The following is a 24,175-nucleotide window of genomic DNA, read 5'->3' on the forward strand; positions in this document are numbered from 1 at the left end:
AAAATTAGCAATTACAGTAAATTTTGCTTATCTTTGTATATAAATTATGCCATTCGGCATATTAAACACATCTCCTTTACATATGCCTACCATTACTAATAAACCTTATGGTGTACGCATTGCCCGTTATTTTAATTTCATAAAAGGCGAGTTTCATACCGAGCAGTTACCTGATAAAAAAGACAAAACCAGTTTTACAGAACAAAAGGTTTGGGATCGTGAGCCCGAGCCACCTACCCTTGCCGGCCTTGCACTATACCTGGGCTTTAATAGTCTTGACGAATTTGAAGCCTACGAGCGCAATGGAAAACATAAAAAACAATTACGGATGGGCAGATTGATGATAGAAGCCGAATACGAGAAGCGCCTTCATTACCAATCGGCCACCGGGGCGATATTCGCACTCAAAAATTTAGGCTGGAAAGAAAGCAATGAACCGAATGCGCTTAAAGAGGTGCCTAAAACCATCCACATAAAAATAACTACCAGCGGCCCTAAAGTAGCCAACAGCGAGAAAGAGGTAGAATTATAATACTATCAATTAAACATGCATGAAAAAACATCTATCCTTTTTAAATATAATTATGAATGCGATGCTCAGATAATTATTAATCAAGGGGGTACCAGTAGCGGCAAAACCTACGCGATATTACAGGTTTTGTTCTGCCTGGCTATTGAGATGCCTAAACAGATCATAACGGTTGTTGGGCAAGATATCCCTAATCTTAAAGCAGGTGCTCTGCGCGATGCGCTTAGCATACAAGCGGCATCGGATACGTTGAAACTACTTATTAAAAATTACAACAAGACCGACCGGATCATTGAGTTTAACAACGAAAGTATTATTGAATTTAAGAGTTATGCCAATGGGCAGGACGCTAAGTCAGGCAAGCGCGATTTTTTGTTTATTAACGAAGCTAACGGCATTTCCTGGGAGGTATACAGCGAACTGGCGCTGCGCACCCGCAAACGCATTTTTATCGATTACAACCCCAATACAGGCTTTTGGGTACATGAGCGGCTGATAGGCAAACCTGGTGTACAGCTTTTTATATCCGACCACCGGCACAACCCATTTACCGATGACGCCACACGCAGTAAAATTGAGCGTTTAAAGATGGAAGATACGGAACTTTGGAAAGTTTATGCCAGGGGCCTAACCGGTAAAGTAAGCGGCCTGGTATTTACCAACTGGCACGTATGTGAACATATCCCTCCCGATGCTAAACTTATTGCTGCCGGGCTTGATTTTGGCTTCAGCAATGACGAAACGGGCTTCCTGCTGGTATATAAACAGAACGGTGAACTTTGGGTTAATGAGTTGATCTATGAAACAGGGCTTACCAATACCGATCTGTCCGATAAATTAAAAAGCATGGGGATGAGCACTTCTACTGAGATCATCGCCGATAGCGCCGAGCCTAAGTCTATAGAAGAGCTCAGAAGGCTCGGATGGTATATTAACCCGGCTAAAAAAGGGCCTGATAGTATCAAAAATGCTATAGATATTTTAAAACGCTATACTATTAATGTTACCCGCAGCAGCGTAAACCTGCGTAAAGAACTCAGTAAATACACCTGGAAAACTGACAAAAGCGGCCAGTCGCTTAACCAGCCTATTGATGCCTACAACCACCTTATTGATCCGCTGCGCTACGTGGCACTGAATAAACTGATGATAAAAAACCAGAAAGCTCCTCGTAGCAGGCTGCCGCAGCAACACCACCCCGCACAAAACACCGTTGCAGGCCAAATGCAGGGTATGCTGTAATATTTGATTAAACAATGATAATTTATGATAGAAAAAAATCTGGCAACCGGCAACAGTAGGCTTCGTGTGTGCATCCCATCGCATTTACACGAACTCAGCCTTGGGCAAATGATCGCCTTGCAAAATGAGAAAGAATTGAGCGACATACAAGCCATTAGCATATTATCCGGTGTGCCGGCCAATGAGCTGATGCAAATCACTAACGGTAACGAACTACTGCAGTTTACAGATGCCATCCTATCGTTATCGCACCAGATAAAGAACCTTTATAACAGCGACGCTATTCCGAAAGATATTACCCTTGTTGTAAACAACAAGTCCGTTAAAATAAGCGTTAGCGGAAACCTGGCTATAGAACCGGCCGGTGCCTTTATGGCGTCCAGAGATATCATTGCTGATGAAATTGCCGCACATATTAAAGAGTATGGTGAAGAAGACTGGCAGCAATATTTTAACCCATCATTACAAGCTTGCGGTAAAATTTTAGCGCAATACTTTTATTGCAAGGCAACCGCTAAACCCTATGACGAATATGAAGCCGCCGATTTTTTTGAAACCATTAAAGAACTGAGGGTAACGGAGGCACTGCCCATAGCCAAACATTTTTTTACTGTTTATCCCAACTTGTGGACACAGAGAACCGGCTACTGGCGTCGTCTGTTACGGCTATTGAAAAACGCGCTGGTGTACAGGCGTTCGAAAAGTTCGGCTATGTTAACACGGTAAACGCCCTTGCCTCGGGCGATGTAACCAAATGGCCGCTCATTATGGCTATGCCTTACGAACGCCTCCTCACCAAATTACTGCTCAACAAAACCGAAGCGGAGTACCAAAAGCGATATACAGAACTTCTTTCTTAGTAAGATCTGCGCTTCGGAATAAATAACACATTATTATCCCTGTTTAATACGAAAAATACTGCTCCCCCTTCAGGGGGTTGGGGGGCTTCCAGACCATATGCGAAACCACATAGAAGCTATTGTACAAAGCCTTAGCACTCCAACAACCTTTATTTATGGCACCGAAAAAGAGTTAAACACCCTCGCTGATGATGTAGCTTTTCCGGCGGCATTTATGTACCCTATGCAGCCCTTTATTTTATCGCCACATGTAAATGGCTCGGTAAACAACGTTTTTACACTCTACATAGAGTTTTTATATCAAACACCATTTGGCCAGTTTACGGCTCAAAATGAAGTTCTGGTAGAGCAGGCACTGCAAATGGCCAACGAGTTTATAGCAAAAGCCTCAACCTATCGCGATGGCGATGGCCGCACCTTCAGGATAAAAGCCGGAGAAAAAGCTAAATGTGTGCCCGTATACAACAAGTTTGATGTGAATACAACAGGTGTAGGCCTTACCATTACGCTAAGCACCATGTACTTTAACGTTTATTAACCTTCCATAACCTTACCCATGAGTTTAACAGCCAATATTGAAATTGTATACCAGCCCGCAACCATTACGGATATTAATGGAAGTTTTATCAATAACGCGCAGGTTTACATAGCCATATACGATGCCATTACCGCGCAACCCGCAAACGGCAATAACTGCCTGGTTATTTACACGGTTACTGATGAGAGTAACAATACATCCACCAACACCATCAATATCCCCGGGATGCGATCACTCATCTACACAGGTGAGGTAGGCAGGACGGTATTTAACAGCAAAAAAAACATACTATCCTCATCAAATAAAACTTTTAAGGTATTAAGTGTAGGGCCGGGCGATGATAGTGTTTCGTTGCCACCAGTACCCGGCAACCTCACGCTGCAAATTAACGTAGATAGTCCCGAAAGCGCCCCTAATGCCAAAGACGGACAAATCACCATCACCGCAACTTCCAACTACCTGCCTATCGCTTATAAGCTTGATGATTTGATTACCGCGGCCGCCCCTACTTTCAGCGGTTTAAGCGGCGGCAACCATACCGTTACGGTTATTGACGCGGCCGACTACAGCCTAAGCCAAACCATATATATCCCTACCGTCACCAGTAGATTAGTATCAGATCCATCTGTAACACTGCCCGGCAATAATATCTCACGCTGGAACGCGGCGTTCAATCCCGTTGTTTTCACTTATCAGCGTAAAGATTTTTCGGTAACCGACATGGCGCTGAACACTGCCGACGGCAAAACCAGGGTAAGTGTGAATACCGATGTATCATCAGTGCTGAAAGATGACTACGTATACCTGCAAACCGATACGGTCACAGGCAGTTTTAAAGTTCTATCAGTATATGACAATTTTACACTGGTTATTGATGAACCTTTCAGCCAAACGGGCCAGGGCTTTATCAATATCAATCGCCTGCGCCCTTATTATAAAATGCTTACACGTATCAGCTTTTTTGATAAGGTCACAGGAAAATTCAGCGCTATAACAGCCACTCACCGGCCTAATAATACCGGGCTAACCCGTGCCGATATTTCTAACTTTTTGCAAAGCCTGTTGCGTGCTGCAGATGATTATGATTATAGCGCGCAAAGCTACCGCGATGACAACCTGAGCGCCAGTTACCAGATAGCCTATGCCCAGCATTGGGATGACGGAACCGACCAAGGTTACACTGCCGATTTTGTCACCATTGATAAACCTTATTACGTAGTATATGCCGCCAAACAACTGGGCGAAGCCTACGGTGGCAATATGGCGGCTTATGTACCATTCGCCACCACACCCTCGGGAGCGGCTAAAGCCGCATGGATAACCGACTTCGCTGAGCCTGCATACAGCGTAGGCTATCCGTTTGATATGAGCTTTATACACAGTGAGGACCTGGTAGGCAGGCAACTATACGCGGAGTTTACTCCATTGGATATTAACCGCAACCCGTTGCCGGGCAGCAGCGCCAGCTATCTGTTAAATGATGATGGTTCGTGGCTGCTCAATAGCGATGGCAGCAAAATGGTAATAGCACGGCAAAGCATCAGCAAAGCAGATGTGCCCGCGCAGCTTGGTCTTAACCGCTTGCTAATAAACAGCCCTTTGCCGAATGGTGCTTACTATATGGATGTAGTACTTAAATATGACGACGAGGGCGTAACGCATACCGTAACCCAAACACAAACCATACGTATAGATGACGCTGTTGACGACCAATCGGTTTACCTGCGCTGGATAGGCCTTAGCGGCAGTTGGAACTATTACCGCTTTGTATACAACCAGGAAGTAAGTTTAGATGTGCAGAATGCCGTGATCATCAAAAAATATGTAACCGATTGGCAGAACCAGCATGGCATTGATGAGGTGATCAGCAAAGCTGCCGGGCAAAAAATGAAAGTTGTGGCAGAAGATCTTTCCGTCGCCGATATCAAAGGCCTGCAATCGATTAAATATTCACCCAAAGTACAGATGCTGACAGGCCGCAACCCGGTGAAATGGCAAACGGTGGTAGTAAACACCGCTACTTATAGCGAATACGATACCCGCAACCAACAAGCACCATTCAGCATTACCTTTAGTTTACCGGCTATTAACGTACAGGCACAGTAAGTATTAGTCCATGGACGATAGCACATAGTCCATAGTAATATAAAACCATTCATTTAGTAATTCCAAAGCTATGGGCTATCGACCATGGACTATGGACTTCCAATCCCTATGAATCAACTCCAATTATACATAAACGACCAACTGGTTGATCTGGCCGATGACAGCCCGGTTGCCCTTACCTTTCAGATCAATAACCTGGCCGAAGTAAAGAACCAGCAGGGCAACACCAGCAACCAGTTTAAATTACCCCTCACTCAGCATAACCGGCAAGTATTGGGCTTCCCGGATGATATTACCCTTGTTGGCATACAGCCGTATGATTATTACCCGGCCAAAATAATTCAGGACGGGCTGGAGATTGTGCCTTATGGTATGGCACTTTTAAACAGTGTTGATAATGATACGGCCGCTATAACCGTATTAAGCGGAAACGTAGATTTTTTTGACGCGCTCGATGTAAAGATCTATGACCTGGGTGATAGCACTACTACAGCCGGGAAACAAAAGATCTTTGAAAAATATAACCACACCTGGAACCTGGAAAACATAGTGTACTCACAAACCCATACCGAAGGGTGGATATGGCCTGTGGTTGATTACGGAAAGATGGTAATGGATGCCAATAACCCTACCATTGATGTACGCTACCTACGACCGGGCTTTTTCCTGAAAACAGCTATAGAATTATTTGTGAAGCAGGCCGGTTACAAAATAAGCCCTTCATCATTCTTACTTAAGCAGCCTATGTACGAAAAGCTGATTGTACAGTTCGCGGCTGATACCTTTCAGCATGGTACTGATTATCAAAAATCACGGGATGCTTCGGGACTACTGGCAACACTGGGCGCTGATATCAGAAAAGACCACCCCAATGTTAATACACCTAACCAGGGGCTCATCAACTTCAGAAATATCGACAACAATGTAGATAATAATTACAACGCTGCCACCGGCATCTACACGGCATCGAGCATTTCTAAGGTAAACATTAAGCTTACCATACCCGGCTTTTACCTGTTCGGTAACATGAAAAAGTTGAATGATTACAGTTCATGTGTGGATATCAAGATTCAATCGATTGATCCGCAGCATGGGGTTTTAGACCTGGCCACTTACCGTTACGGGCTCGATGGTGGTATCCGTATATCAAACTTTACCAGCTTTGGTTACAAAACTTTTAAAGATGAAGTACAGTTAACGGCCGACGCCTTTTTAGAGCAAGGTGATCAGCTAAGGGTGATCTATTCTTTTGAAGGTTATAGCGGCAGTTTTTTTACCATGCCTGCATCAACCCAATTAAATATTGTTGCCGAAAACCAGGAAGTGCTTTACGGGCAGCAGGTACAGTGTGAGCGTATATTCCCGGATATTACTCAAAAAGACCTGCTTAAAGACACCTTGCAGCGCTTCGGCATTATTTGCCAGGCAGATAACACCAACCGTACCATTACTTTCTCGTCTTTCAGGGATATTGTAAATAATATACCCAAAGCTTTAAACTGGACGGATAAATGCCTGGACCAGGGAAAATCCATCAGCTTTCAGTTGGGCAACTATGCGCAGGTAAATAATCTGTTGTACAAGGAAGATGACGGTATTTTCCCGCCTAAATTTGGCAACTCGGCCATACGCATAGCCGATAAAACGCTTACGCAATCTGCCGATCTGTTTGAAAGTCAGTTTGCGCCTACGCTTAACCGCCCTTACTTTAACGGCTATATAGCGCAGATCTTAAAAATTGACCCTAAGGATGATGCCGAACAGCCGGCATTTAGCATAAGTACACAACCGCGGCTTTTAATAAATGAGCAGTATGATTTGCAAAATTCGCCAACTGCCAAGAGGATCACTTTTACTGATGGGCACAACAGAATGGTAGTGAATGACACCCTGTCTGTACCCTATTTTTATAAACCAAATGCCGAACACAGCCTGTTGTGGGAAGATCTGCGGCTTAAGTACTACCCCGAACTGGAGAAAGTATTGCGGCAAACAAAAAAGGTGGAGCGCTATTTCATGTTATCACCCAAGGATATATTGGAGCTTGATTTACTTTTACCGATTTATTTAGAACAGGATGGTGCATACTACTACATTAACAAAATTGATAACTGGCGCAAGGGCCAGCCAGTAAAAGTTGAACTGGTTAAATTGGGTTGATTATGATTTGCTTATTTGATGGCAAGCTTATATATTTACCAATATTTTTAGCAAAACCTTATTATGACAGAATTAAATCGCCAACCAAATATTAAAAATCTAAGAGAAAAAAATTGCTTATTTGGCTCACTGTATTAGTACTTACAAGTTTAGTTGTGTTTTTCAACTATGGCCGGATAATGGTGTTGTATATCTACACGTTTGGCTCAAAAAACTTTGAAGCAGGTCAAAAGGTTTATTTAAGCAAGGATATTCTGGACGCCAAAATTGATGTAATAGCCGAACTTAGACTTATAAGACCTGTAACGGAAAAGGAAGCAAAAGATTCATTCTTTTTTAGTAATGCAACACGTGATGAGACCTTAGCTATTGCTCAAAAAAAGGGCCTCAAACCCGTTTTGCAATATTTTAACTACGGTATAAATGTATCTAAACTTAAAGGCGCAGGCTCTGCGGCTGTAGGGACATTTATAGATAAAAAGATCATGACGTTTAAAACTCCCAACGGCGAATTAGGCAAAACTGTTTTTTATATTATCAAGCCATATCCAAATATTATTGATAATAATATAAGTAACATTGAAGTGCCTAAGGGATATAAATTAGCAGATGATTTGATGTATGTGTTTTGTTCAAACGCGACTGATTCGGAAACCTTAAATTCTACCAAATAATTTGTGCTACGATGAGAAAAACGTTATTCTTTATAATCACAAGTTTTGCATGCCTAAACGCTTATTGTCAAAAAAAGTATTCAGATATTAAGTTTGTTGGCAAAACGTTTACTATAGATACCTCCAGTTTGGATAAAACATCTATCGTTTCTTTAATTTATGATTTTCCCGAAGCTAATGCTAAGAATAAATTACCGCGTTTGGTAAATCAAGCGATCGATAGCTACCACACTGATTATGAAAGCCTGATTGGCGAAAAATTTAAATGTACCGAGGCGAAACCTTTTGATTCTAATCAAAAATTTTATCTCAAGCTTTATAGTAAAAAGTTGGGAATATTTTATGCTGTATCAGCAAATGGGTATTACTACAAACCAAGAGTTGGAGACCTCACCTGCGTTGAAGATGAGAGATCTATGGACACGAAAGGCTTTAAGAGACTTGATTCTTTAAGTTTGCTTTATCTAAATAAAACCTTTTGGATTAAAAGTAAAGAGCAAAATACATATAATGCCCAAAATGACATTTACGATAATGCAGGTACTTCAAGCCTGAGATTTAAACCAGTTACAGTACTAAAGTTTACATTATCAGATAACAAATTTAACCCTTATCGCGTATTTGCTAAAACCTCCGGCGGCCAAATGATCTATTTTGACTTTGAATTAGAGAAAGGTGAAAGATATGGCGAGATGGCGATGCACAACGTTAATGGTCGTAATATTTTCGAGCCACGTAACAGGTTAAGCGATGGTTTCTTTATGAAAAATCCTGCGCTAACACCTTCATTGATCAAAGCAATCAAAAAAGGCGATATTTACATAGGTATGTCGGCAAAAACTGTTGAACTTATTAAAGGAAAGCCTGATGATATCAATCGTACAACCAATGCCTACGGCGTGCGCGAACAGTGGGTTTACCGCAGCCAAGGCGAATACTATTACTTTGATAATGGTAAATTAACATCCGTACAGAATTAAAAAATTAAGACCTCGATAACATTGAGGTTGGATGCAGCTATGCCAATTGGCAATTATTTTCTGCCTGATTTTTAAATGCAGCTTCGAATTTTACCTGTTTAAATTTTCTCATATTCAAATTAATTTGATGTTATGACAACCGGCTATAACAACAAAATTTCTATTATGCCAATACAACCGGCGAAGCGGAAAAGATATTACATTTCTAACAAAGCTTAATTGTGAAAAATGCTAACATTACTGGCCGATCTAAATATACAATGAAACGCTATTCCAAAAAAACAGGGCCAGATTGAGTTAACCATTTCTTAAGTAATGGCTTGAATTTAATGTTCAATATCATACATTCCCTTAACAGAGAATGCAAAATGGAATTATAAACATAATTTGAAATCAATTTTAAAGCGATACTTTTTAAACTCAAAATATTCAACCGTAATAATATAGTGTAGGGCCGCCCATTCCTTCAGTGATGATTAAAATATCCTCTCGTTGAATATTGTTGCTATTAACAAATTCAACTAAAGCATCCCTGAACCTGAAACCCTTTACTTTTAAAATTTTCATTTCCTTTTTTAATTATACAATTTAGTATGCCAAATAACGAAAATCGATGTATCCGTAACCGGGCAGGATCAATTAGATAAGTATATAACATCTTTTAACAACTTACGAAATTCAATTGATGGTTTGTCTCAATCCTTTAATTCACTAAACTGATCAATGTTTTAAACTTTGGCTACAAAAACAATAAGAATTCTTCATGCATTAAAACTTAAAGCTATTATGATTTATCAAAACCTTCAATTATATTTACCAATAATATTAGCAACAAAAAAATGAAAAAACTCTTATCACTTGCATTTATACTATTAGCCAAAACAACTTTTTGCCAAACGGAACAGCCAAGATATCGCTCGCCAAAAGAAACCGTTGGCGAGACTTATTTTGTGCTTGCCACTAAGAACAGATTTACATATGGCCTTCTCAAAAACGACAAAGACGAATACGTCAAGGGTGATGAACATAAAAATCTAAAATTAAAACTCATAAAAATTGATAAAAAAGGTGATGATGTAATAGGCCATTTTATAGATACAGTAGGTAACACCTATAGTGAGGTGGTAACAAATGAACAATTTATATTAATGATATCTGAAAAAGATATTGAGGATGCAAAGAAAATATATTTAGGAAAAACTGTTTGGACGAACCCGAGTCTATTACCGGTTACAGTACGTGATACGTTTGTTTCAGCAACTAAAGTTGAAAGATTTAAAAAATATACGGTTAAAGAAGTTTCCATGTTCCCAAATTACTTTGAGCCCATTAAACTAACATTGCAGCCCGAGAGCGGGCCTGCATTGATCATTGCAGGAACATTAACAGGGACCAACGTTGGTGACAAAGAAAAGGTATGGTTACTATCTGATCTCCTTTTTCTTCAAGACCCTAAAACGCTTTACCATTTTACCCAGCAAACCTGGGATAACATTAAGATTGATTACGTTGCACCCGGTATGGATAAAGATGCGGTAAGGCTTATCTTAGGCAAGCCACAATCGATAAACAATTCAGCAAGCACTGGCAAATTCGCTCTTGACCAATGGGTTTACCCTTATGAGTATGTTTATTTTGAAGGCGGGAAATTCAAATCAAGACAATCTAAATAGCCTAAAGGCTATTTATTATTTAACAATTATGCCAATTGGCAATCAATACATATTTTATGGCAGATGATATTAGTAAAGGTGTTTTAACTGATTTTCAGAATAACACAGAACAATTAAAAAGCTCATTAGCGCAACTCACCCAGCAGCTTGACGAACTGCAGAAGAAACAGGCAGAAATGGGCCAGGGCGTGGCAAAATATAGTGATGAATTCAAAAAAGGATCAATAAGTATCAAAGAGACGCAAAAAGCAATCAAAGATCTTAATGGCCAGGTAGTTGAAAATAGCAAAACGTTACAAAGCGCCAAGGGCTCATTGCAGCAAAACAAAGACCTGTTAGCCGACCTGGAAGAACGTTACACAACCCTGTCTCGCTCCGAGGGTGATAATGCTAAGCAAGTAAAGGAGCTTAACGTACAAATAGAGCATCTATCGGCTACTATTGATAAGCAGGAAAAGAAGCTGGAAAAAAGCCGAGAGGTATTTGATTATCATACAGAATCAATAGAGGCACTTAAAGGCGCATTTGAGAAAATAAAAAATTCGGACGAATCATTCGGGAAAACGCTGGATGAAGTTACCGAAGGCTTCAATGCCATGAAAACCGGCATCGGTGCCGTTAAAACAGGCCTGCAAAGCGTTGATGGTGCTATAAAAACTACAGGCTTTGGCCTATTAATTCTGGTGCTAAAATCGCTTGTTGAATACTTTACCAACACTACTGAAGGTTCAAAAAAGCTACACGGGGCAATGGCTGTGGTTGGCAAGGTTGTAGAAACAATTAATGCGGCATTTGGCAAATTAGGTGGCATTATAGTTGATGCGGTTAGCCACCCGATAGATAGTCTAAAAAAGATAGGTGAATTTTTAAAGGAGAATCTTATAAACAGGTTTAATTCTTTAGGCGTAATTTTAGATGGTATTATCCACCTTGACTTTAAGAAAATAGGCGATGGGCTTATACAAAGCGTAAGCGGTGTTACTAATGCCACCGATAAAATAAAAACAGCCTATAATAAAACCAAGGCCGATATTGTTGCCGCAGGAAAAGTAATTGCTGACACTTATAATAGAGGCGCAGCAGAAGCCGGGAAAGCAAAAAAAACAGAGGAGCAATTGGCTAAGGAGAAAGAAGAACTTTTAGCAAAACAACAACATCAACGCGAGGAACGCCAACGAAAACAAGCAGAAGCTACCGAACGCGCTAAGCAAAAACATGCCGCCGACCTAAAAGACGCGAAGGCCACCAACGATACTTTTAACGATCTTGAAACTCAGTCCAATGCCCGCAAGGCGGAAAAAGTACTTAACCAGTATGATAGCGATGTAAAAGCCATTAAAGACTATTACGCCCAAAAATTGGAAGCCTACGAAAAATTTATTGGGGAATACGAGGGCAAGGCTGCCAAAGACCCCGAGTATAAAAAGCTGAATAAACAGAATTATGAAACGGCGCAAAAAGGCGTAGCAACCTTTAAAGCTGATGAGAAAAAGGAACTCATTGAGCTATCTGATAACTTCCAACAAAATGAACTGGATAAGCTTACGGCCTATGAAAACAAACTGCGCGAGATAGCTGCAAATGCTAAGAAAACAGCCCGTGAACTCGCTATTGCGCAGGTTAATGACAAATACAAAGCAGATGAAGATGCGATAAAAAAGGCTTTACAAGAAAGTATTACGCGAGAAAATCAGTTGAGGTATACAAACCCGGATGATCCTGAATCGCAAAAGAAAATTGCTAAAGAGATTAATATTCAAAATGCGGCAACAAGCGCAGCGTCTGTTTTAAATGATCAAAAAAGTGCCGACAAAAAAGCTGTAGATAACAATTTTGACGCACAAAACCTCCAGGAGAATATCAGCAACAATGAACAGGGTGGCCATTTTATAAAGGCTTTAAAGGAACAGCAACAGTTGCTTGATCTTAAATACTCAGCAGAAGTAGCTGCAGCGAAAAAACGCGGTGATGCTACTACAAAAATTGACGAAGACTACGCCAAAAAGAAGGCTGAGCTTGAAGATAAATTGACCACCTCAAAAATACATGCCGGCGATAAGTACATTGATGCCGTTCTAAAAACAGCAAAAAAGATTCGGCTATTTACAAGGCCGCTTTTATGGCCAAAAAAGCTACATCTATTGCTGATACCATCATCAGCACCAAGCGCGCTATTATGGATTCATTAAAGGCCTACAGCGGTATCCCATTTATAGGGCAGGCATTAGGGATAGCGCAAGCGGCCTTTATGGCTGCGCAGGGCGCAATGTCTATTGCGGACATTGCCAAACAAAAACCTGGGTTTGCTGCAGGTGGTCGCTTCATATCTGATGGCCGCGGAGCTTTGCTATCAGGCTACAGCCGTACCGACGATACCAACGCCTACCTGCGCAGCGGCGAAGCCGTAGTGGTATCTGAAGCTATGCGTAACCCCTGGGCACGCAACCTGGTAAGTGCTATTAATGTGGCCCACGGCGGCCGCGACTTCTCTGTTCCAAATACTACTCGGGGATACGCCATTGGCGGTATATTTACTGATGGAGGTAATGCCAATCGCTACTACAACCAGCCGGTTAATGATACCAAAGAACTGGCTAATACGCTCGCCTACCAAATGATCAATAACTTCCCTCCTATTTACGTTGACGTTAAAGACGTGAATAACCAGCAAGGCATCCTGGCACAAACAGTTAACCGGGTAAATCTATAATAGTAAGTATTTAGAGATTTATCCTAATAAAATGTTTGCTTCAGTTTAGATACTTGATACCAACTACTCGATACTAACTCCATGAACATCCAACAAGCTAACCTCCTCTATAATGAGGGAACACTTACCGCACTTTACAAAGCCGGCTTTATAACGGCTAAAGTTTTTACCTATCGAGAGATCTATCTGTGGGTAAAGGCGCAAATGCAAACGCGTAACATCAGCAAGAACCAGGCTGTGCTTGAAGCCGAAGTAAAATTTGAGAAAGACGAGCGCACCATCTGGAGAGCGCTGAATAGTTTTTCGGAATAATTTATCTTACTGACAAACCTCTGTCACCATACTCACCAATATAAGTCCCGATATTTGTATTGTTCCAAACGGTCGGAACCAGAATTTTCAGAATTATAAAATTCACAGAATTGTCGATCAACTTTATTCTGAAAATTCTTAAATCCTGAGAATTCTGATCGTACTGACAAACTTCTGTCACCAAAACAAAACTTAATTATCCCGACCTTTGAATTATGCCAACCGGCATTTAAAACAACTACAGTTTGAACCATGATTCTAATGATTCAAATGATTACCGAGAGAAGTTAGGAAAGTAAAAAATCCTCTATCAAGGTTCAAAATCCACTCGGCGAGATCACCCTCACCAATCAGTGAAATCCTCACAAAATCAGTGTAACCACACAAAAAAATGAAGATATACCTATACGATACCGAAACGGATTGTATCGGCTCAGGAAGCCTTTCATCCGCCTATGTAAAAACACAATTAGACGCAGCTGCCGGCGCCGATGTTGAGGTGCACATCAGTTCGGTTGGCGGTTCGGCCTTTGATGCCATCGCCATTTATGATCTGTTAAAAAAGTACACCGGCAACGTTACCACCTATATAGATGCCCTTGCGGCGTCGGCAGCGTCAGTAGTAGCCATGGCAGGCAGCCGCATTGTAATGAGCAAGTACGCGTTACTGATGATACACAAGCCCATGGTAGGCAGTGGCGGCAATGCCGATGAATTGCTGAAAGATGTACAGATGCTAAACGTGGTACAATCGCGCTGGCGCAGATCTATATGGACAGATCCGGGCTGGACGAGGCAACCATTAACAGCCTCATTAACTCCGTAACCTGGATGACCGCCGACCAGGCCCTGCACATGGGCTTTGTAGACTGCATTGAAGATTATAGCCAAACCATCATCAACAGTGCACTCATCAAAAAATATACTGACCAGGCGCCGGCAGTATACCAGCGTTGCATCAACAAAATCTTAATAAAAAACAGCAATATGAACATGGACAACAGAGACCTTATTGAACGCACCACCTCCGTTCTGGATAAGATCATGAACTTTTTTAAGCGGGTGGTAAACAAACAAACCATTACAGACAAAGGCACCCTGCATCATACAGATGAAATGGCTGAAGGCACGCATGTTTACCAGGATGAAGAAATGAGTGAACCTGCCATTACAGACACCTACACCACTGCCGATGGAAAGCAGGTTTGTGTTAAAGACGGCAAGATACAAAAGGTAGTTAATGCTGAAGACGACGGGCAAGAAGAAGACGAGGATACGCCTGTATCTAAGCTTAAACCAGCTAAGAAATTATCAACTGTAGAAAACCGCCTGCAAGAGGTAAAAGCCCGCCTGCATGCACAAAACGCTTTGTTAAATGAGGCAAAAGCGGCCTTAGCAGAAGCGCAGGCCCGCCTAAGCAAAAATAGCGAAGAAATAAAAAACGAAATTAAAAGTGATTTTACTCCCGAAGGATCACGCAGGAGCAGCAAAGCTAAAACCGAAACACAACCCTTCTTCGCCCCGCAAAGTCCGCTGGCACAAAACGCGGTTAAACGAGTTTTAAAGGGCGTAAAAGAAATAATTGACAATGATAAACCGCTGATTGTTTTAGAAGCAGATATGCCTACTAATAACACGCCTTCTGAGCTTGCATTAATACTTCAAGATTACATGAAGAATTTAGGTTACAATGCCTACAATTTCGATTTGCTTGAAGGTGAGCTAAAAATTGATACTTTAGGAAGTTTTCCCGTTGGTCACGCAAACATCCTATTTCAGCCTATTTAAATATAAAACGCGTCGCGCCAGAAAAGATGCCTTACCGGGCCGATGTAATGTCTGGCAATCCATTCGTCTTTAACCGAATATCTAAGATCGAACTGTCCGGTTGTACTTAATACATATTTATCGGCAAATAAAGCCGATTTCCCTTTCTGCTTTTGCAGATGAGCAAAAAGGGTTTGTTCGCTTAAATGCTCCGATTTTTCGATTAAATAGGGCAATAGTTTGTTGATTGTATCCACATCGCCGGCATCGATTTCTTTTATGAGCATTAAACCTGCACAATAATAAGGCGGTTCAAGTAAACCCTCCAACCCGGCTTTTGCTATAAAATCAAAATCATACCCGGGCTGATAATCGTATGACATGTGCATACTTAAATCGTCCTTTAATAAATTGCTGATATCGTCTATGGGATCTTTTAGCCACAGCACATCCGTGTCTGTGTAAATTAGGGGAGATCGATTATCTGCTATTTGTAGAATGGCGGCCAGCTTTAAACCCATGGGGTTTTTTGAAGCAAACTCACTTACACGCACATTATTTTTATCAAGGTGATATTTCACACATTCTTCAGCCTTCAGCACACTAATTTTTGATGACGGATATAAAGCCAAAATATTCTTGATCTGCGACTCCGGGAAACCAAAATCAACAAACGTATACAAATGCGGCAATTGGCTAAACTTTTTTTGTATGGAAATAATAACCTGCTTCAGGAATGGATAATGGTCTTTCCCGCAAAGAACAACGTAATTGAATTCAGCTGCAGGCTTATCTTGCGGCTGATAGTGGGAAAAATAAGTTAACCACTTTTTATAAACCAAAACAGGAAAGCGAAAAGCCAGGCTATTTTTTATCCTTCTGAGCATTTACAAGTATATCCAATTTGCTCATCATCTGCTCTTTTTAAAGCCATAATATTAAAAAACCGACTCATCATGACGTCCATAGAACACCGCCAGCTAAAAGGCATCACTATCAAAAATATCATTGTTACCATTATAAGCACAGCGAGTATTGTAGCCACTATCATGGGATCATATTTTCAATTAAAAACAGATCTACAGGGAATGCGCGCTTTGCAGGACTCACAAAACCGGGTTACGGACGTTCGTCTTAAAATCCTCGAAAGCCAGGTAGCTATGCTGCAACACCGCGTAGATGAGCTTAATAATGCCGCTAAATAAGTCTTTAAAAATACAAGGAATCCAACACTAACATCCTCTTATGGACAAAAAACTAACCGACCGGCAGCTTTACGATCTGGCATCGGCTTACGATTACGACTACAGGGCTCTTAAGGCGATTATTGAGGTAGAAAGCGGCCATCATGGGTTTTCGCCAATCACAGGTAAGCTTATCATTCAATTTGAACCTTCCTGGTTTAAACGCTTCAAAAAAGACTGGCAGGCAGACACTAAAAATACTACATGGCAGGCCAACAAGGTTGCAGACCAAACGCTTGAATGGGAGGCTTTTAACAGCGCGTTCGCATCAAGCCCAAACGCCGCCATGAAAAGCACCTCGATAGGCTTAATGCAGGTAATGGGTTTTCATTATGCATCCATAGGGTTTAAAACAGTAGGGCAAATGTGGGATTTCGCGAAACAAAGCGAGATGAACCAGGTAGAGCTTGCCTTAAGATTTATCAAAAAATCAGCTACGCTTGATCGGGCCCTTAAAGCGAAAGACTGGCCAAAAGTAGCCTACTATTATAATGGTGAGGGCTACAAATATTTTAACTACGATACCAGGCTTGCCTTTGCTTACCAGCAGGTAACAAACTTTAAATCAATTTAAAATGGAAAAAGCAATTGTAAAATTCGGAGCAGTAAACGCTCCAAAACCGGTGTGGGCAACATGGCTATTCCGGTCTGTAGCTATAATAACCACTGTAGCAGCCTTTTGGATAGGCGGAACTAAATTAATTACCGATGAAGCCAAAGTTGAAGTAATACTGGCTCTTAAAGCATTGGATATGCTGGTGCTTGGTTTTAGTAATCTTTTTGGAATAGTGATACCGGAGGAGGAGAAATAAGATGCTGAAGAAACTATGGGACTGGATTACCGGCGCGGCCGGAAAGATCAAAATTGCTTTGACATTTGGGAAAGACATCGCCAACGAAATTAAATCGATAGCTGAAAATCCATTATTGGACATTATTGTAAAGCTCACCCCTACGGGTTTAGATGATGCGGCTTTAGCCGCTTTCAGGACTTTTATGTACGAACTGGTTACAGAACTTAACTGGGCTGGTAGCAAACTTGATAACACTGACCCAAAAGTCAAAGCAATCATTTTGCACAGTTTATCTGCCGGGGCTGCCTACTGGAAGGCCTTAAATGACGGGGTTGATTTAAGCCTGCAAACAACATTAAGCACACCACAATTGGTATATGCTGTAAGTAAAGTAAATTTAAATGCTTAATTCAGTGCCCGGAACGAGATTCGAACTCGTACATCCTTACGAATGCCACCCCCTCAAGATGGTGCGTCTACCAATTTCGCCACCCGGGCTTTAAAGAAAAGACCACTAAGATAAACCAGGTTGATTTATCTTTTACTGGATGTGCCCGGAGAGAGACTCGAACTCTCAAGAGACAATTCTCAACGGCTTCTGAGACCGCAACGTTTACCAATTTCGCCATCCGGGCATTTAAGAGGGTGCAAATATAATTTTTTTATCATATTAAGCTTATATCTAAATTAAATAATTCTGCTTTCATTACTCACCCGGTATTTTTTATCTTCGGTTATTAAGATATACACATGCAAAAAGTAAAAATTATCAGTGCCCTACTCCTATTCCTGTCATTCGTAGCTAAAAGTCAGTCTGTTATTCCCCTTCAATCGGGCAAGTTAACGAGCATCCGCGGGTTATCGGTAGTGGATGACCATATTGCCTGGCTTAGCGGAAGCAAGGGTACAGTAGCCATTACATTAGATGGAGGAAAATCCTGGAACTGGCAGCAAATAAAGGGGTATGAAAAATCTGATTTTAGGGATATAGAAGCTTTCTCTGGTAAAGAAGCGATCATCATGAGTTCGGGTAGTCCGGCTTATATCTTAAAAACCACCGATGGAGGCGTAACCTGGGCCAAAAAATTTGAACAGGCCGACACTACCTATTTTTTAGATGCAATGGATTTTAAGAATCCTGCGCATGGTTTTGTTTTAGGCGACCCCATTAACGGGAAATTTTTGCTGTTAAAAACCGATAATGGCGGAGAAACCTGGTCCCCAGCCCAAAATCCACCAGATGCTTACAAAAATGAAGCGGCATTTGCGGCCAGCGGAACTTGCATCCGAACAACTAAAAGCAGTATTGTATTAGTTAGCGGTGGGGCAAAAAGCAGATTGATCAGTTCAAACGATGGAGGTAATAATTGGCATTATACAGATCTTCCGTTCACAGATGGTACATCAAGCCGCGGTGCGTTTTCTGTAGCGCTTGATGATAAACCGAAAGTTGTTGTGGGAGGAAATTATGCTAAAGACAAACTAAAAGATTCAGTTGCAGTATTATTTAATAAAAAAGACAAGCTTTTATTTCCCTCTATTGGTCCCAATGGCTTTCAATCCTCTGTAGAGCATATTATACCTAATGTGTACTTATCTACGGGCACTTCCGGTACCAACATAAGTACCGATGGCGGCAACACCTGGAAAAAGATTGACGACAAAAGTTACAACGTTTGCCGCAAGGCGAAGAACGGAAAATTGGTTTTATTGGCGGGTGACAGAGGGTCTGTGGGTTTATTTAAATTTTAATATTTTGTGTAATAGGCACTTATTGTAAACTTTACAATAATTTTAAAATAGACTTGCACGCAATTACAATTAAGCCTATATTTGCACCACTTTAACGGAAACGGATAACACAATCCACTAAGTTAAAAGATGATTCCGTAGCTCAGCCGGTAGAGCATAACACTTTTAATGTTGGGGTCCTGGGTTCGAGTCCCAGCGGGATCACGGAAAAAGCCACCACACGGTGGCTTTTTCTATTAATACGCTTCAGCGTTGGGTTTTCTGAAAAAGCCTCTCATTTCAAAACAGCCGATTAAATCTGTAATCCCAAAATCGGGGTCTATCACATAATGGTATCCTTGTCAATACCTATTTATTCATATATACAGGTATACCATGCAGTACAGATCATATTATTTCTATTCTGGATTACTATTAATAATTAAAATGCTATTAGAATATTGTTAATAGATGAACCAAGAATGAGGTTTGTCGTATAAGTCCTAAAGTCATTTATTGTACATATAAGGGGCATCTTGTTCGATCCAAAATCTATGGGGCATTTATATATGATTGAAAGATCAGCATTCAAAAACAATATTTTTATCTTTACGGATTGCCGAATCCGTTTGATGCGTAAGTTTTTTTGTAATCCCCCTATCTTCTTTATCTGCGCAGTGATGTGCCTTTTATACTCCTCATGCAATCGGCCACAACCAAATAAATTTTCAAAAGACGGAGTTTACATCAAACATGAAGGAGGCAGGTATCTACTATACCGTAATGGCGAACCATTTTTTGTCAAAGGAGCATCCGGTTTTACCAATTTGAAACAACTGCAGGAGGCGGGCGGCAATACCATAAGGGTTTGGGATACCTTAAACCTGGCAAGTATCTTGGATTCGGCACAGGCTAATCATTTAGCAGTTATAGTGGGTTTACCCTTGCCCCCAAGCGAAAGCATTGATAATTTTTACAACACGCCCAAAGCGGATCTGTACCGCAAAAAAATCACAGGTATTGTTGAGCGATTCAAGAATCACCCTGCGCTGCTGGCCTGGTGCCTGGGTAACGAGCTTTCCTTTCCTTACAAGCCAAAATATAATTCGTTTTATAAAGTGTTCAATGGCATGGTTGACATGATCCATAAAAAAGATCCCCGGCATCCGGTCACGACGACGATCATGGCCTTCCAGAAGAAAAATATTATCAGTATTAAGCTGCGCACAAAAATCGACTTTCTCTCCTTCAATATCTTTGGCTCCATCCAAACCTTAAAACAAGACCTCGAAGATTTCAAGTGGTTTTGGGATGGTCCCTTTCTATTAACCGAATGGGGCATTGAAGGGCCGTGGATTGCAGAAGATCAGAATGCCTGGGGTGCTTACATTGAAAATACCAGTACTAAAAAAGCCGAACAATACCTTTCCAATTACCAAAAGTACATGCCGGTTAATAACCCCAGATTTTTAGGTTCAATGGTATTTTACTGGGGACAAAAACAAGAATTAACGCCAACATGGTTTAGCCTTTTTGATGAAAACGGCGCTGAAACGGAAGCTGTTAAAGTGATGCAATACATTTGGACGGGTAAAAAATCAACAAAAAAGGTGCCCATGCTGAGATATATGCTGTTAAATGAAAAAGGCGGAAAAGACAATATTATACTAAAAGCCGATACTGTAACCAAAAGCAGGGTTTATTTTGATAATACAGATACCACCTTAACTTTTAAATGGAAAATATTAGAAGAGGATTGGTTTAAGCCAAACGGAATTTTCAGCAATAAAAAGCCAAAGGAAATCAATAACTTGATTATCAGGCAAAGGGGGGCTGAGCTAAGTTTTAAAGTACCTGATAAAGAAGGGCCTTATCGTATACTGGTATATGTATACAATAAAAGCGGGGCTTTTGCTACCGCAAACACGCCTTTTTATGTGTTAAAAAAACCATGAGCAATAATTTGATCAAAGCACCCACCAGATTACAACTATTCTACTTGAGATCGATGATTCTCATCGGTGTATTTTGCATGCTGTTTTTTTTGTACAGCCTGCTCAATAAATCGGTTATTGGCTACAAGCCCCTGTACTGGCTGTTAATATCAACCTTTATTTATACGTTTTTTAAGATACTTTATGAGTGGTATCACTATTGGGCTATTTCTGTTCCGGTTAATCCGGATGCAAAAAAAACCTATACCGTTGATATTTTTACCACCTTTTGTGCCGGCGAGCCCTATGAAATGATCGTGGAAACGCTTACCGCCATCCAGGCGATACGTTACCCTCATGAAACCTTTTTGTGCGACGAGGCCGATGATCCTTACCTGAAACAAGTATGTAAAGAACTGGGCGTTCATCATGTTACCCGAACGAAAAAAATAAATGCAAAGGCAGGTAACATCAATAATGCATTAGCCCAATCATCCGGAGAGCTTTGTGTAATCCTCGATCCCGATCATGTACCTGTACCCGAATTCCTGGATCCTATAGTTGGCCATTTCAACAATCCTGAGATTGGTTATGTACAAATTGTACAGGCTTATTACAACCAGCATAACGGATGGATAGCTAAGGGAGCGGCCCAACAAACTTATCAGTTTTATGGGCCAATGATGATGTGCATGAATAGTTACGGAACTGTACAGGCCATAGGGGCCAATTGCACCTTCAGGAGAACCGCTTTGGAATCAATTGGCGGGCATGCTGCCGGGCTGGCCGAAGACATGCATACAGCCATGCAGCTGCACGCCCGTAAATGGAAATCTGTTTATGTTCCCGCGGTTTTAACAAGAGGTTTGGTACCAGCCACTCTATCAGCATATTACAAGCAACAAATTAAATGGTCGAGAGGTGTTTTTGAGCTTTTGGTGACCTCCTACGTAAAGCTTTTTAATAAGTTTAACTGGAGGCAAAAACTGCACTATGGCCTCTTACCGCTTTTTTACTTATCGGGCTTTGTATTTCTGATCAACTTTGCCATCCCCATTGCTTCCCTTTTCATGGATACTTTTCCCTTGAGAATGGATTTTTCTGATTTTTTAATCATTAGCACGCCTTTTATCACCGCGGTTATTTTAATCAGGCACTTTGTGCAGCAATGGGTGATGGAGGATAACGAACGCGGCTTTCATGTGGTGGGTGGGTTATTGCTCATCGGCACATGGTGGGTGTTTATATTAGGCTTCATTTATACCATCATCAGGAAAAATGTACCTTATATAGCTACGCCTAAGGATGTAAAAGACGAGAAAAACTTAAAAAATAACCTCCCCAATATTTTTGTACTGGTTTTATCTGTAGCCGCTATTGTTTACGGTTTGTATAACGATTGGAGCCCTTTTACGCTCTTTATGGCCGCTATCACCAGCCTGAACTGCCTGTTCATGGTATTTATGCTCTTTGCGAGTTCGGAACTTAAATTCCAGGTATACCTGGATAAACACAAAACGCTCTTTGGCATCATATCACACATAAAAAACTTCAAGAGGCATTTTTGGCTATTCCGAAGAAAAGTATATGTAGGTGTAAGAAGATTTAGTCTGCTACTCACCATATCTGTGGTTTGTTTTAGCATTTATGCCGCCCGGCATTCAGACGACGAAACAAGTGATGATATCAAAGGCCGCTTTCAAAATGTTAATTATCCTATTCAACAAAAGCTCAGTTCGGATACTTTATTAATAGATATCACCCAAAACGCCAAGCAACAAAAGCAAGCATTAGAAAATCCTTCTTATTTCCAATCGGTTAAAGGGGTTATCTATTCAAAGGGGAACTATTGGTACAAAAACGTAACCCCGCTTACAAAAAAAAGTATTGTAGCTGATTTTGAAGAGATACGGAAAACGGGAATAAACACCATAAAAGTATACGGCCCTAATATTTACGACCATTCGATATTGGATGCTGCGGACAAAAAAAATTTGAAAATACATTATAGCTTTTGGCTACCAGGGCCTGCAAGTTTTATAGATAACAATAATAACTTACAGGAACAAGCGGACATTATTATTAAAGCTGTAGAAAATAATAAGTTAAACCCCAGCATCACCACGTGGAATTTGGGTAACACTACCTACCAACAACTGGCTCAATTTCTTCAAGGACCTAAATTATTAAACGCTCAGCAACAGTATATTAATTTCCTTAAATCCCTTGTTAAGAAAATTAAACTGGCAGACCCATCAAGGCCATTAACCATTGACCTGTTATGCTCCCCCACACTTGGCCAAACCATACGGTTATTACATGAGCAAATACCCGAAATTGATGCTTTTGGCCTTATCATTAATAATAAGGAGGCATTAAAATTTATAAGACCTGACTTTAATATCCCTTACTTTTTAAGTAGTGCTGATCCTAACACACTAAAAAATACACATCCGCAAGGCGGTATTTTTTACGCCAACTGGCAGGATCAGCAAAGCGGCAATGCCATTACCCTCGATGGGCTAAAAGATGTATGGGGCCGAAACAAGCGTTATCTCTATCAAATAAGCAAGGCCTGGCATGGTTCAATCCCTGCGTATAACTTGCCAACCATAAAAATATTAAAGCCGGCGTTAACCACAACAGCTGGAGCTTACCTGCCTTACAATGCCTTGATATACTTAACCAATAAATGGCATATTGCAGCTTACATAAATACCGATCTGAAATTTGAATGGTACCTGGTTAAAACAGACAGTTGGGGTAACGCTACAGATATGAAAAAAGTAGGCGACGGCCCAAAAGTATATATTTCTATTCCGCAAAACAGCGAAAGGTATAGGGTATATCTGATAGCCACTAAAGGCAATAATCAAACCGGTGATTACACCACGTTAAATACGCCTCTTCAAATTAATTGA

22 protein-coding genes and 3 tRNA genes are annotated in these 24,175 nt (G+C 40.9%); 22 read left to right on the forward strand and 3 right to left on the reverse strand.

Annotated features, from left to right (window positions below; translation table 11 throughout):
• Positions 1–82 precede the first annotated feature (82 nt).
• The 14 genes from CKK33_RS16370 (at position 83) to CKK33_RS16435 (ending at position 15,572) form a co-directional block, all read left to right on the forward strand.
• Complete coding sequence (locus CKK33_RS16370; protein WP_158223458.1) at positions 83–532, forward strand: terminase small subunit; 450 nt, start codon at positions 83–85, stop codon at positions 530–532.
• Between the two features lie 15 nt (positions 533–547).
• Positions 548–1,771, forward strand: coding sequence for a PBSX family phage terminase large subunit (locus CKK33_RS16375; RefSeq protein ID WP_095705144.1), 1,224 nt, complete (start codon positions 548–550; stop codon positions 1,769–1,771).
• 24 nt (positions 1,772–1,795) lie between these two features.
• Positions 1,796–2,497, forward strand: coding sequence for a hypothetical protein (locus CKK33_RS16380; RefSeq protein WP_095705145.1), 702 nt, complete (start codon positions 1,796–1,798; stop codon positions 2,495–2,497).
• Positions 2,498–2,728: 231 nt separating this feature from the next.
• On the forward strand, positions 2,729–3,169 hold the full coding sequence (locus CKK33_RS16385) for a hypothetical protein (protein ID WP_095705146.1): 441 nt from the start codon (positions 2,729–2,731) through the stop codon (positions 3,167–3,169).
• 18 nt (positions 3,170–3,187) lie between these two features.
• On the forward strand, positions 3,188–5,275 hold the full coding sequence (locus tag CKK33_RS16390) for a hypothetical protein (protein ID WP_095705147.1): 2,088 nt from the start codon (positions 3,188–3,190) through the stop codon (positions 5,273–5,275).
• 108 nt (positions 5,276–5,383) lie between these two features.
• The gene (locus CKK33_RS16395) at positions 5,384–7,435 is read left to right on the forward strand and encodes a hypothetical protein (protein WP_143822977.1); all 2,052 of its coding nucleotides are present in this window, start codon (positions 5,384–5,386) and stop codon (positions 7,433–7,435) included.
• A 179-nt stretch (positions 7,436–7,614) separates the two neighbouring features.
• Positions 7,615–8,109, forward strand: a complete 495-nt coding sequence (locus CKK33_RS16400; protein ID WP_095705149.1) for a hypothetical protein — start codon at positions 7,615–7,617, stop codon at positions 8,107–8,109.
• 11 nt (positions 8,110–8,120) lie between these two features.
• On the forward strand, positions 8,121–9,089 hold the full coding sequence (locus tag CKK33_RS16405; RefSeq protein WP_095705150.1) for a hypothetical protein: 969 nt from the start codon (positions 8,121–8,123) through the stop codon (positions 9,087–9,089).
• An 839-nt stretch (positions 9,090–9,928) separates the two neighbouring features.
• A complete protein-coding gene (locus tag CKK33_RS16410; protein WP_095705151.1) occupies positions 9,929–10,762 on the forward strand; it encodes a hypothetical protein in 834 nt (277 codons plus the stop codon).
• A 56-nt stretch (positions 10,763–10,818) separates the two neighbouring features.
• Positions 10,819–12,951 carry a hypothetical protein gene (locus tag CKK33_RS16415; RefSeq protein ID WP_095705152.1) on the forward strand — a complete coding sequence of 711 codons (2,133 nt, stop codon included), beginning with the start codon at positions 10,819–10,821 and terminating at the stop codon, positions 12,949–12,951.
• Positions 12,882–13,472 carry a hypothetical protein gene (locus CKK33_RS16420; protein WP_095705153.1) on the forward strand — a complete coding sequence of 197 codons (591 nt, stop codon included), beginning with the start codon at positions 12,882–12,884 and terminating at the stop codon, positions 13,470–13,472. The genes CKK33_RS16415 and CKK33_RS16420 overlap by 70 nt, the downstream gene beginning before the upstream one ends.
• An 81-nt stretch (positions 13,473–13,553) precedes the next feature.
• Positions 13,554–13,784, forward strand: a complete 231-nt coding sequence (locus tag CKK33_RS16425; RefSeq protein ID WP_095705154.1) for a hypothetical protein — start codon at positions 13,554–13,556, stop codon at positions 13,782–13,784.
• Between the two features lie 391 nt (positions 13,785–14,175).
• A complete protein-coding gene (locus CKK33_RS16430; RefSeq protein WP_095705155.1) occupies positions 14,176–14,610 on the forward strand; it encodes an ATP-dependent Clp protease proteolytic subunit in 435 nt (144 codons plus the stop codon).
• Positions 14,556–15,572, forward strand: coding sequence for a hypothetical protein (locus tag CKK33_RS16435; RefSeq protein ID WP_143822978.1), 1,017 nt, complete (start codon positions 14,556–14,558; stop codon positions 15,570–15,572). Before CKK33_RS16430 ends, CKK33_RS16435 begins: the two co-directional genes overlap by 55 nt.
• On the opposite strand, the gene CKK33_RS16440 is transcribed toward CKK33_RS16435, so the two are convergent.
• Positions 15,569–16,438, reverse strand: coding sequence for a putative nucleotide-diphospho-sugar transferase (locus CKK33_RS16440; RefSeq protein WP_095705157.1), 870 nt, complete (start codon positions 16,436–16,438; stop codon positions 15,569–15,571). The two genes, CKK33_RS16435 and CKK33_RS16440, sit on opposite strands and share 4 nt — an antisense overlap.
• Before the next feature lie 69 nt (positions 16,439–16,507).
• Here CKK33_RS16440 and CKK33_RS16445 point away from each other — a divergent pair, with 69 nt between their 5' ends.
• From CKK33_RS16445 to CKK33_RS16460, 4 genes are read left to right on the forward strand one after another with little or no spacing between them, the layout of a single operon-like run.
• Positions 16,508–16,756: a hypothetical protein gene (locus tag CKK33_RS16445; RefSeq protein ID WP_095705158.1), complete on the forward strand. Its 249-nt coding sequence runs from the start codon at positions 16,508–16,510 to the stop codon at positions 16,754–16,756.
• Positions 16,757–16,796: 40 nt separating this feature from the next.
• A complete protein-coding gene (locus tag CKK33_RS16450; RefSeq protein ID WP_095705159.1) occupies positions 16,797–17,369 on the forward strand; it encodes an N-acetylmuramidase family protein in 573 nt (190 codons plus the stop codon).
• A gap of 1 nt (position 17,370) precedes the next feature.
• Positions 17,371–17,607, forward strand: a complete 237-nt coding sequence (locus CKK33_RS16455) for a hypothetical protein (RefSeq protein ID WP_095705160.1) — start codon at positions 17,371–17,373, stop codon at positions 17,605–17,607.
• 1 nt (position 17,608) lies between these two features.
• Positions 17,609–17,998 (forward strand): hypothetical protein, encoded by a 390-nt coding sequence (locus CKK33_RS16460; protein WP_095705161.1) that lies wholly within the window; start codon positions 17,609–17,611, stop codon positions 17,996–17,998.
• 5 nt (positions 17,999–18,003) lie between these two features.
• Here the strand turns inward: CKK33_RS16460 and CKK33_RS16465 are convergent.
• Positions 18,004–18,087 (reverse strand) — tRNA-Leu (locus CKK33_RS16465).
• 53 nt (positions 18,088–18,140) lie between these two features.
• Positions 18,141–18,224 (reverse strand) — tRNA-Leu (locus CKK33_RS16470).
• Between the two features lie 115 nt (positions 18,225–18,339).
• Between CKK33_RS16470 and CKK33_RS16475 the strand changes: the two genes are divergently transcribed.
• The 4 genes from CKK33_RS16475 (at position 18,340) to CKK33_RS16490 (ending at position 24,175) form a co-directional block, all read left to right on the forward strand.
• Positions 18,340–19,341, forward strand: coding sequence for a YCF48-related protein (locus CKK33_RS16475; RefSeq protein WP_095705162.1), 1,002 nt, complete (start codon positions 18,340–18,342; stop codon positions 19,339–19,341).
• Positions 19,342–19,472: 131 nt separating this feature from the next.
• Positions 19,473–19,545: transfer RNA gene (locus tag CKK33_RS16480), tRNA-Lys, on the forward strand.
• Positions 19,546–20,147: 602 nt separating this feature from the next.
• Positions 20,148–21,275, forward strand: coding sequence for a glycoside hydrolase family 2 TIM barrel-domain containing protein (locus CKK33_RS16485; protein WP_158223459.1), 1,128 nt, complete (start codon positions 20,148–20,150; stop codon positions 21,273–21,275).
• A 77-nt stretch (positions 21,276–21,352) separates the two neighbouring features.
• A complete protein-coding gene (locus tag CKK33_RS16490; protein ID WP_198952488.1) occupies positions 21,353–24,175 on the forward strand; it encodes a glycosyltransferase family 2 protein in 2,823 nt (940 codons plus the stop codon).

The organism is Mucilaginibacter sp. MD40 (genome assembly GCF_002288635.1).
Lineage (GTDB): Bacteria > Bacteroidota > Bacteroidia > Sphingobacteriales > Sphingobacteriaceae > Mucilaginibacter.